Source organism: Clostridia bacterium (assembly GCA_024685775.1).
GTDB lineage: Bacteria > Bacillota > Clostridia > Christensenellales > CAG-1252 > CAG-1252.
In genome coordinates this window covers 1-11,242 of the sequence record JAIKVL010000034.1, presented here as the reverse complement: position 1 = coordinate 11,242, position 11,242 = coordinate 1, and the positions used below count along the sequence as shown (strand labels likewise).

The 11,242-nt window shown below is 47.0% G+C and carries 9 protein-coding genes; 8 read left to right on the top strand and 1 reads right to left on the bottom strand.

Features of this window, described 5'->3' with window-relative positions; genetic code table 11:
• Positions 1 to 303: 303 nt before the first annotated feature.
• Complete coding sequence (locus K5753_06600; protein ID MCR4726867.1) at positions 304 to 1,803, bottom strand: hypothetical protein; 1,500 nt, start codon at positions 1,801 to 1,803, stop codon at positions 304 to 306.
• A gap of 162 nt (positions 1,804 to 1,965) precedes the next feature.
• Between K5753_06600 and K5753_06595 the strand changes: the two genes are divergently transcribed.
• From K5753_06595 to K5753_06560, 8 genes are all read left to right on the top strand, one after another.
• Complete coding sequence (locus K5753_06595) at positions 1,966 to 3,132, top strand: hypothetical protein (GenBank protein MCR4726866.1); 1,167 nt, start codon at positions 1,966 to 1,968, stop codon at positions 3,130 to 3,132.
• An 18-nt stretch (positions 3,133 to 3,150) separates the two neighbouring features.
• Positions 3,151 to 3,933 carry an HAD-IIA family hydrolase gene (locus K5753_06590; GenBank protein ID MCR4726865.1) on the top strand — a complete coding sequence of 261 codons (783 nt, stop codon included), beginning with the start codon at positions 3,151 to 3,153 and terminating at the stop codon, positions 3,931 to 3,933.
• Entirely contained in the window at positions 3,930 to 4,787 is an 858-nt protein-coding gene (locus K5753_06585; protein ID MCR4726864.1) for a 4Fe-4S cluster-binding domain-containing protein, read from the top strand. The genes K5753_06590 and K5753_06585 overlap by 4 nt, the downstream gene beginning before the upstream one ends.
• A 187-nt stretch (positions 4,788 to 4,974) precedes the next feature.
• Positions 4,975 to 5,520: a hypothetical protein gene (locus tag K5753_06580; GenBank protein MCR4726863.1), complete on the top strand. Its 546-nt coding sequence runs from the start codon at positions 4,975 to 4,977 to the stop codon at positions 5,518 to 5,520.
• Between the two features lie 183 nt (positions 5,521 to 5,703).
• Positions 5,704 to 5,868: a hypothetical protein gene (locus K5753_06575; GenBank protein MCR4726862.1), complete on the top strand. Its 165-nt coding sequence runs from the start codon at positions 5,704 to 5,706 to the stop codon at positions 5,866 to 5,868.
• A gap of 86 nt (positions 5,869 to 5,954) precedes the next feature.
• On the top strand, positions 5,955 to 6,695 hold the full coding sequence (locus tag K5753_06570) for a hypothetical protein (GenBank protein MCR4726861.1): 741 nt from the start codon (positions 5,955 to 5,957) through the stop codon (positions 6,693 to 6,695).
• Positions 6,696 to 6,705: 10 nt separating this feature from the next.
• Entirely contained in the window at positions 6,706 to 10,692 is a 3,987-nt protein-coding gene (locus K5753_06565; GenBank protein ID MCR4726860.1) for a leucine-rich repeat protein, read from the top strand.
• Positions 10,693 to 10,843: 151 nt separating this feature from the next.
• Positions 10,844 to 11,242: hypothetical protein (locus K5753_06560; protein MCR4726859.1), on the top strand; the 399-nt coding region annotated here is incomplete at its 3' end.

The following is an 11,242-nucleotide window of genomic DNA, read 5'->3' as shown; positions in this document are numbered from 1 at the left end:
TGGATAACAAACTCTTGAATTTCTTCGCGAAACATCCCAAAGAGCGTCCGATCGAAGAAACGGTCCAAGGCGGTTCGGAAGTGACGGACGAGATCGAAGAAATGCAAAACGACGCGAAGATCGAAAAATAAGAGCGGTCTTCAATCGCGTCATAAAACGGAAAAAACGGCGAAACGATTCGCCGTTTTTTTTATGGGTATTTTCGGAGATTGAAGAGTCCGAAAGGGGCTCTTCGGTTTTGATCCTTTCCTTTGCGGAGCGCGCTTTATAAAAGGATGCGGAACGAGAAGATTTTCGAAAGGATCAAGAGAGAATAAAAAGATCCGTGACTTCGCCTACGCACATCGTCAGATACACTTCGTTTCCGAAGCGTCTCACTTCCGAAACGGCGTCGTAAGAAGGGGCGATCAGCGTTTCGCCGGAGTAAGAAAGGACGCCCGTTTGCCCGTCCTTTTTCGTCAGACCGAAGCCGTCCCAATAGAAGGGGAAGGTCTCGTCCGAGCAATAGATTTCCGAGCCGTCTTTTCCGACGATATACGCTTTTCCGTTCTTTACGCCGATCGCTTTGCCGCTTTTGAATTCGGAGAGATAGGTATAGTCGAAAGCCAAGAAGAGTTTTCCTTCCGAATCGAAAGCGCCGTATCTCGCCGTTCCGCCCTCGATCTTTACGGCGACGAGCGCGCCGTCCGACCATTTGAGGGACTGGTAATTTTCGTTCGGCAGTTTGAATTTTACGTTGAGATCTTTGTCGAAGAGATAGACGTTCTCCGCGCCGATGCCCGCCGCGGCGTAACCGTCCGTCGCGGTCATAAGAGGGGAGAGCTTTTCGGGCAGCGTCTTTACGATCTTCATCGAGGAGTCGGAAAGGACGTAATCGAGAGCGCCCGTCGCGGTTTTATTCGAAAGGACGTAATCGGTTTCGGAGAAAAAGCCGTCGTTCAGGGGGTAATTCGCGCGTTCTTCGGGAGTCAGCCCGAAATCGTAGCGGTTGTGGAGCTTGTAGATGAAGCGTTTCGGGTCGATCTCGCGGATGCGCTCCACTCCGATGGTCAGGCGGAAAACGTTTTGATCGAAATACAGGATCTCTTCTTCGCCCGCGACGGCGGCTTTATAAGGATCGCCGGAAGAAACTTCGCGGTTGTACAGGATGATAAAATCGTTTCCGCCCGCGTAGGAAACGTAGACGGAGACTTTTTCCGGCGCCAAGACGGAATGCACGCATTCTCCCGTTTTCGCGCTGAAAATGAAATGCGACCCGGTCTTTCTGCTTTTCGCGAGGATGAAATTCCCGCAGGAAACGTAATCGTAGTCCTTTCCGAGAATGCTTCCGAAAAGGACGTTATCGCCGTTTCGGTTGTAGACGAAGGTTTGATCGTTTTCGAGGATCTTGACGTGGCCTCCGCCGATATCTTCGATCGAAAGAGGGAAGTCGGAACTGTAAATCTCGGTTCCTTCCGAATTGCAGACGGAGAAAATCGCTTTATCCGCGAGACTGCCTTCGGCGAGAATGAATTCGCCGCTTGCGGAGATCGAATTGTAGCGGATGGGGATCACGGTTCGCCCGGTGGCGACGGAAGCGACTCCGTACTTTTTCCCGCTTTCGGACTGTGCAAAGACGCTGACGAGATCTTTGTTCAGGATCTTGTCGAACGAGCCTTCGTTCGGGTGGAATTTGACGGCGACTTCAAACGCCGCGTAGGATGAAAAATCGGCGAGGAATCCGTCCGGTTTCGTGTTTTTGCAAGCGGTCAGGCTTGCCGTGAGGAGTAGGATCGCGAGAATCGCGGCGCAAATCTTTTTCATATCCTTATTGTATCATATCGCGCGCGTGTTTTTCGTTAAATTTACTAAATGCTGTAATGCGACTTCGCGAAAAATCGCCAAAAACTCGGGAGAAAGACGGAAATATGCGGTTTTGCGCTCTCGAATTTGCGATAAAATTTGGGAAAAAGAGCGGAGGACGCGATGGAAAAGGTCGAGATCAAGGAAGCGGAAGCGGGGTTCGAATCGCTCGGGAAAGAAGTCAAAAAGGCGGCGGGCGGAGGAAAGCTCGTCTTGTTTGCGGAAGAGGGCAGAAGCGCGGAGGACGCCGCGGCGGCGCTCGGTGTGGAAGGATTTCGGGTCCTCAAAACGCTCGTCGATCAAGACGCGTTTTCGCGCTATTCGCTTTTGAACGAAAAGAGTTATCCCGAATGCGTCTCGGCGGTCGTCGGCGTCGGAAGCGCGGCGGCGATGGATTGCGCGAAAGCCTTTCGGAAGTCGCGCGCGCTCGTTTGCGTTTTGTTTCCGACCGATCTTTCCGCGCTGAACGCCCTTCAAGAGGCGTCGTACTTTCGGACGACGGGCGGGCTCGCCCGTTTTCCCGCGCAGGACAGGATCGTCCTCATTGATAAAAAGAGGATTCTCGCTTCTCCCGCGTCGAGCGGGATCGGGCTCTTTTTATCTCGTTTCGTCTCGATCTTCGACGGCGCTTACGAAGCCCTTTTGAAGAAGGGAGCGTCTCCCGCCGTCTCGCTTTCCACGCTCCGCGAATGCGCGCGCGAGCTGTTGGGGATCACGGAAGAGGACGCGGCGGAAAAGATCTTTCGCGCGATCCTCGCGCTCGAAGAGGCGATAAGGGAGAAAAACCTTCCCGAAAGTCCGTCTTCGGAAACGCTTGCGGCGCTTTTATGCCGAGAGAGCGAGCGCGCCTACTCGGAAGAACGCTTCGTGGCAGCGTATTCTCTGCTGCGCCTTTATTCCTATTATCTTTCCGCGATCCCCTTGGATCACGCCGTCCCGCCCGATCGGGCGAAAAATATCGAGATCCTTCGATCGGAATGCGGAGTATGCGCGTCGGCGCTTCTGTCGCGCGAAGATCAAACCTTTTCGGAAGGCGCGGAGGATCGCCTGTTTTTGACGGCGGAATATAAGGAGGACTTCTTATCCCTTTTGAAAGAAAGCGTCTTGCCCCTTTCCGCGCTTTGTCGGGCGTTTCGCAGGCTTGCGAAAAAGGAAGGAGCGGGTGAGAGCCTTTCGGCGGATCGGATACTTACCCTCGTTTCCTTGACGGGCGAACTCGTTTCGGGGTATCCTTTAATCAAACAGATCAAAACGACGGGGCTGATCGAGCCGCTTTTATCTTGCGGCTGACCCCGAAAAGGACGAAAGATGAAAGACCTCGAAAACGTGAAGCTTTATTTGATGGATATGGACGGAACGGTCTACGTCGGCGACGAACCGATCCCCGGCGCGATGGCGGCGCTCGAAGAACTCAAAAGAAGGGGAAGGAAAGTCCTTTTCTTGACGAACAACAGTTCCAAAACGGCTTCCGCGTACGTCGATAAACTCAAAAGAATGGGCTACGACGCCACCGAGGACGACGTCTATTCGAGCGGCGAAGCGACGATCGATTTCCTCTTGACCGAGCGCAAAGGCAAAAAAGTCTATTTGCTCGCGAATTCCGCGGTTTATAAGCAATTTATGGACGCGGGCGTTCCGCTCGCGGAAGAGGGCGCGGATCTCGTCGTCGTCTGCTTCGACACCGAACTGACCTATCAAAAACTCGTCACCGCTTGCAACTATCTGCAAGAAGGAAAAGAATATATCGCGTCGCACCCCGATTTCAACTGCCCCGCGAATCCTTATCCCGTTCCGGACGTCGGCTCCTTTATCGAACTGATCAAGGGGACGACGGGGCGCACGCCCGACGTGATCGTCGGAAAACCCTATTCCGTTATGGCGAAAAGCGTGGCGCGTCGCTTCGGTTTGAAGGAAGAAGAGATCGCAATGGTCGGTGACAGACTGTACACCGATATTATGTTCGCCGTCAATAACGGGATGAAAAGCATCCTCGTCCTGACCGGGGAAACTTCGAAAGAAATGCTGGACGCTTCGGACGTCACGCCCGACGTCGTCCTCGATACCTTCTCGGACGTCCTCTCTCGCGTATGATCTGCGCTCTTTGTCCGCGGAATTGCGGCGCGGACAGGGAAAAAGAAAAGGGGTTTTGCGGCGCGGGCGCGGCTGCGGTCGTCGCGTGGGCGGAGCTCCATTTTTGGGAAGAACCTTATCTTGCCGGCGGCGGCGCTTCGGGCGCGGTTTTCTTTTCCGGCTGTAATCTCCAATGCGCGTTTTGCCAAAATCAAAAGATCTCTTTTTCGGTCTCGGGCGAAGAAACGAGCGCGAAAAGGCTTGCGGACGTTTTTCGTTCCCTTGAAGACGAAGGCGCGGAAAATATCGACCTGATTACGCCGACTCCTTACGTCGATTCGATCAAAGCCGCTTTGGATCTCTATCGTCCGTCCGTTCCCGTCGTCTATAATTCGGGCGGTTATGAAAAAAAGGAAACGATCGCTTCGCTGAAAGGCTATATTGACGTCTATCTCCCCGACTATAAGTATTTCGACGACGCGCTCGCCGTGAAGTACAGCCGTGCGCCCCGTTATCGCGAGTTCTGCGAAGAGGCGATCCTCGAAATGCGCGCCCAAGTCGAGGACGTCGTCGAGGACGGCGTCTTGAAAAAAGGCGTCGCGATCCGTCACCTCGTCCTGCCGACCCACGCGCGCGACTCGATCGCGGTCCTCGACCGCGTGTTCGCCCTTCTCGGGAAGGACGTCTTCCTTTCGATCATGAGTCAGTACGTCCCCTGCGGCGATCTTTCCCGCTTCCCCGAACTTACGAGGACGCTTTCTCCCCTCGAATATAAAGCCGTTCTTTCTCACGCCGAAAAACTCGGTTTCGAAAATGCGTTTATGCAGGAGATGTCGGCGGCGAAAAAAGACTTTATCCCTCAATTCCTTCGATAGAAGCGCAGATTACGTTCTCAAATCATATTGCGTAGCGTCAGCGGTTTATCGCATTCGTCGCAGCGACGTTCCCGTTCGGTCGTTGCGCTTTGCTTTTGTAAAACCCATATTGACGTTTCTGTAAAATTTTGATAATATAGGGTAACCACGGAGCGCGCGGGCATAAAATCGAACGAAAGGAGGGAGTATGAGAAAAAAGATTATTTGCATTTTATTACTTTTGATCCTTTGTTTTACGATTTTTTCGTCTTGTAAAGAGAAAGAGATTCCTACACAGTATAATTTTAATGTTGAGCAGATTGTAGGGTTTACTAGAATGTTTGCTACTACACAAGACCCGTTTAAGCGAGTCAGGAAATCTTTTTTGGAAGCCAACACAACATATCGGCAGATACTTCGCATAGAAGAAGGCGAATATGTTTACGATACTGTTTCGCCGGAATCCAGAGGATGCATAATAACCGAAACGGAACAGCTAAATTCGGTTTTTGAGGTTTTACCGGAAGTTGATTTTGAAACTCAAATGATTGTATTTGTTTTTTATTCAAAGACAGATCTCTGGAAAGACCGTTTTTGGGGAATTAAACAAGAAGGCGACAGCTTGATCGTTTTAATAAAAAAAGAACGTTACAAAAGAAATGATAGCTCAAACCCTGTTCGGCAACAAACGGTATTGGGCTTGATTTTAGACAAACTGGTCGTTAATAGTGTTTTAGTGGAAATTTTTGAATAATAAAGTTGAGTAAGGAGATTAAAATGAAAAGGATTCATTCTTGTTGTGGGACTCTGATTGTAATACTATTTTTCATACTCTTATTCTTTTCGTTTTCCGGCATAATTTGCGCAAGAAAAAGAAGTTCCGCTTGACGCAAGAACCGTTATTTACGATATCTTCGGTGAAAAAACGATCAAGAGTATGGAATATCTTTACGGTTTTGACGAAGAGCCGGATTATTTGTACGTTGATTTTGAAGATTACGGATACGCCGTCTTTTTCGCAAGCACAATGGAAATGCTTGAATACTCTCCGAAAGGAAACTTGCCGTATCGCGCTTCGGACGAACGGGCTTTTTCTTTGTAAAACCCATATTGACATTTCTGTAAAATTTTGATAATATAGAGTAACCACGGAGCGCGCGGGCATAAAATCGAACGAAAGGAGGGAGTATGGGAAAAGCAATGGAGAAATCAAAGACGGGAAAGAAGTCGTCGAAAAAAACGCTCGCCATTGTTCTTATTGTTTTGATCGTCTGCGGGATTTTGAGTGCGTTTTTTACCAATCAGAAAGCGAGTTGGTACACCGAAGCAGAGCATGTCGAAAGGATCAGCGAAAGAATTCAAAAGCGATTTATTGACGGTGAAGACTTATTAATCATGCGCTATATAACGAGCAATAATACGGTCTGTCATGATTATCGTGCTACGGGATTTGAGGTGTATCCCATCTATGACGAAAACGACCGACTCAAATTTTCCTTAGTAGAGTTTCAACCATATGGCTATATGTACGTTTCGATTCAAGACGAGCATTTTAAGATATTTCGTTGCTTGCATTTTGATTCAAGTATGTACTCACTTTCTGCGGTACAAGGTGAACCGGCGTGGTCGCCGATATCTTCCGATAAAGATGAGGAAGGTGATTATCTTTGGGAAACCGATGAAAATGGGATTCAAAAGTTTTGTGAGCAGAGCCCTTTTGCGGTACGCGGAAAGAAAGAAGAAAGAAAGTATTTTATTCGGTATGAAACCCGAAATGGTTGGACGTATATACCCGCAGTGAAAAGCGGAGATTCTTATATAAATCTATTTTCTGAAAATTCGTTTGAACTTGTAGGCGGAGTTCCGAATAAGCCGCAAGTCGTTTCGCGGCACATTGGTTTTATTAATAAAAAGCATTTTGATTTATAATGGAGATTTGATGAAAAATAAAACGCAAAAACATTTATATATTTGGATTATAGTTATAACTAGCATTATAATAAGCGCATTTATATTGAATATAAATGGCACTTTAAGGGTTGCAAATGGAGAAGGTACTGATGATCAAAAACAAAAGCATATAATTTCGCAACCGTTAACGAGAGAAAACGAAGCTGATCTGCAAAAAAATATGAACCGTTCAAATGGCAACAGAAGTGGGAATGTAGGGATTATTTCAGGAGAAGATGCTAATGGTTTCTCGATTAACGATTTGACCGATATACATTATATACCAACCGCCAATTATTTTTTATTAAATCCGAAACATCATCGCAACGACAAAAATACGGGATTAAATCCAGGCGGCGTTTGTACAACGGTAGCCTTGCAAATGTTGATGGGATATCATAATTATTATTCAGATAGGCGGATCATCCCACCTTCTTTTTTGGGATTGAATTTCGGGGATTTTTCTGGTTATCCTATTATTCAAAGAAATCCAGAGCCTTATCAAGGTTGTTCAATGATCGGAACTGACGATTCATTTTTTGACGAATTATATACGATAGGATTTTGGGGTGGTTTCCCACTGCTTGGACAAGCCATTGGTTATGTTAAAGATGCAGGTGTGATTTTTTTAAACACCTATACACCGAGTGCTTTGCGACCGAATATTTCGCTGACATCGGGTGTTTTTGATATTGATATAGCTAAAAACGATATCAACGCAGGTAATCCTATTGTTCTAGGAATGCATCCGTTTAACAATGAACTTTTTCATGTTGTAATTGCATATGGATATGCCAAATTAGATGGAACAGATGGATTTTTGGTGCATTATGGGTGGGGCGATAGCAGAACACAGGTATGGGTTCCTGCAAGTTGGTTTGCCTTTCAAATTCGGATGAGCGTCACGACCCATACTCATAATTATATCGCTTTGCAAACCATGTATAATACTCATCAACAATTAACTTGTTCTATTTGTGGCGCAACGAGCGTTGACTATTTATATAATATTTCAGGAGAGAAAATCGAATCGGTTCGATATCCGCTTAATGGTTCTTTTACTTTGCCGGCATCCATAAAGATCTATAATTCGCAAACCGCAAGTTTTACCCAGCATTATCTAACGATTGTCGGAAGTGGAGCCTTCTCAAATCAAATCAATCTTAGTGATATTACCATTCCAAAGTACTATACTATGATCGGTGATGCGGCATTTATGAATTGCCGAAATCTCGATACGGTTGTTTTTAATTCAAACTCAATGATGTCGACAATTGGTAATTCAGCGTTTTCCGATTGTATTACATTGTCCGATATTACGATTCCTAAATCTGTTATAACAATCGGTGACGGGGCTTTCCGTAATGGAACAAGCCTTGAAACTGTTAATTTTGCTCACGATTTACTTTTACAAAGTAATTTAACTACGATTGGAAACGAAGCATTTCGCGGATGTACCTCTTTAAACAATATTGAAATTCCGCGTAACGTAACGCAAATCGGAGACAGGGCTTTTAATGGATGTGACGTTTTGGGAACGGTAACCTTAACGTCCGGTGCTCTTGCAACGATTGGACACGAAGCGTTCGCGGGGTGTATGGCTCTATCTGCAATCTCGCTTCCGCCTTCCGTTACGAAAATCGGTTTTTGCGCCTTTGATCCTTCCGTTCAGTTGACAAGTTTCGGAGGGACTCCTGCGAATATGGATTTAGTCGTCCTGTCCGGAACGAAGAGCACTTATCAAAGTAACGGATGGTCGGGATTCAATATCGTTGAAGTAACCGGATCGGGCGCGTTCAAGATAACCTCGGGGCAACTGCGCGGAGAAGTCGTAATCCCTTCTTACATAAACGGGCGTGCGATCACGGAGCTTGCCGCGGACGCATTTAAGAATCAAACGAGTCTTACGCGGATCGAGTTTATTTCCGTAACAGAGATTAACGCAAATGCTTTTTCGGGTTGCTCGAATTTGGAAACGATTATCTTTTTGAGTCGAGAAGAAGATACGCAGATCGCGGATCAAACCGTTTCCTACACGAACGGTTATTACGACGAACGCTATATGAATACGGAGCTTATCGCGGGAGCAACGTATGAATTCAGCTTCTATCATTCCTATTTGCAGACATCGGATCAATATGAAATTTATACCTGTCTCGGAGTGGGAGAAACTGCGTTTACATACGAAATTGCGCGGCGCGAGTGTTCCACTTATGGGACGGAAACGATCGTCTTTACGCCGACCGAAGCGCAACTTGCCGTTAGCAATAAACTGTGGTGTCGCTTTATTTCAACCGAAACGATCCAAACGCTTTCGACGAATATCAGCGACGTTCGGCTGTATTGCGGAGTGACGGATATAGACGGTACGGCTTTTAGGGGATGCCCGAAACTCGAAACGCCGGGACTCACTTATCAATTGCAGAGTAGCGCATATCAAGTAACGGGACTCGGCGGCAATGACGCATTTTTATACTTATTCATGCGAGCGATCTTTATTCCTTCCTCTCATAATGGGCTTCCCGTTTCAGGTATTACCGCGGACGCTTTCGCGCAAGATGATATCATGCGTTGGCTATTTGTCCAATCGGGAGCGTCTGCAATCGGCGCAAGAGCATTTCAGGATTGTTACAACTTGGAAGTAGCGGACTTATTCGGAAGCACCATTACGCAGATCTCCGCAAACGCTTTTGATCATTGCAGTTTGAGTAGTTTTGCGTTTTCGCCGAACTTGGTCTCGATCGGCGCTTATGCTTTCCGCGGCACAAACTTGTCTGAAATCGAAACGATTCCCGCAACGGTCACTACCATCGGAAACAACGCCTTTGAAAACGTTTCTTTTGCGAGTGGATTTGCTTTGCCCGCTTCAAGTGCGTTGAGTTCGATCGGCGCCTATGCGTTTAAGAATTGCAACCTAAGCCGACTCGTGATCCCATCGACCGTAACGACGATCGGGAATTATGCTTTTATGGGGAATAATAATTCAACGATCTTCGTCGAACCCGCAAGCAAACCGAGCGGTTGGTTAAGTAATTGGAATGCAAACGGAAACTACGTCGTTTGGGGGTGTACGCTTTCCACGGATAAAATTCAAGTAAAATCATTTACGAAAAACGCAACGAACGTCGTTAATTACGGAGCGATGAACACGATCTCGAATCCGACGTGTAAAGGTTATAACTTCGGCGGATGGTATTTGAATTCGGATAATTCGGGAACGAAGTATAACGATATTCCGTCCGCACCCAATAACGTTACGCTTTACGCGAAATGGAGTAGTCAATGCGTCGCAGAAGGAACGCTTATTACGCTTGCGGACGGAACGCAGGTCGCTGTGGAAGACTTGACGGGCGAAGAGGAGCTCTTGGTTTGGAATCTCGAAACGGGTTCGTTCGATTCCGCGCCGATCCTCTTTATCGACAGCGATCCCTCGGCAGTCTACGAGATCATCCGACTCCGTTTCTCGGACGGAACGGAAGTTAAGGTCATAGACGAGCACGCTTTTTGGGACGTTACCTTGAACGAGTACGTCTTTTTACGAAATGACGCCGCTCTCTATATCGGGCACGTTTTCAGCAAACAAAGCGAAGACGGCGCGGGAAATTTTATCCGAACGAACGTTACCCTTGTAGCCGTGGACGTCTATTCGGAACAGACGACGGCTTGGAGCCCCGTGACCTACAGACATCTTTGCTTCTATGTAAACGGGATGCTCTCGATGCCGGGCGCGACGGAAGGATTGATCAACATTTTCGAGGTGGATGCCCTGACGATGGCATACGATCCCATCTCGTTCGCTGCGGACGTTCAGACTTACGGACTCTTTACTTATGAGGAATTCGCGGCGCTTCTGTCGATCCCCGAAGCGATCTTCGAGGCGTTCAACGGGCAGTACTTGAAAGTATCGATCGGGAAAGGGCTTATAACACTCGATCGTGTCGCCGAATTGATCGGGCGTTACGCCGCGTTCTTTTGATGCGGGCAATCGAAATATAAACGAAAAGGGCGGGAATTTGAAGTTCCCGCCCTTTTCCTTTGTAAAACCCATATTGACGTTTCTGTAAAATTTTGATAATATAGAGTAACCACGGAGCGCGCGGGCATAAAATCGAACGAAAGGAGGGAGTATGAGAAAAAAGATTATTTGCATTTTATTACTTTTGATCCTTTGTTTTACGATTTTTTCGTCTTGTAAAGAGAAAGAGATTCCGACACAGTATAATTACAATGTCAAAATGATAGTTGGGTTTGCAAGAGATTTTATCACTGCGCAAGATCCGTTTGAACGAGTTAAAAAATCCTTTTTAGAAGAGAACGCAACATATCATTTAGGGCTTTACATAGAAAATGGAGAGGAAATATATGATACTGCTTCGCCGAGATCCAGAGGATGCATAATAACCGAAACGGAACAGCTAAATTCGGTTTTTGAGGTTTTACCGGAAGTTGATTTTGAAACTCAAATGATTGTATTTGTTTTTTATTCAAAGACAAGACATTGGAAAGATCGTTTTTGGGGAGTTAAA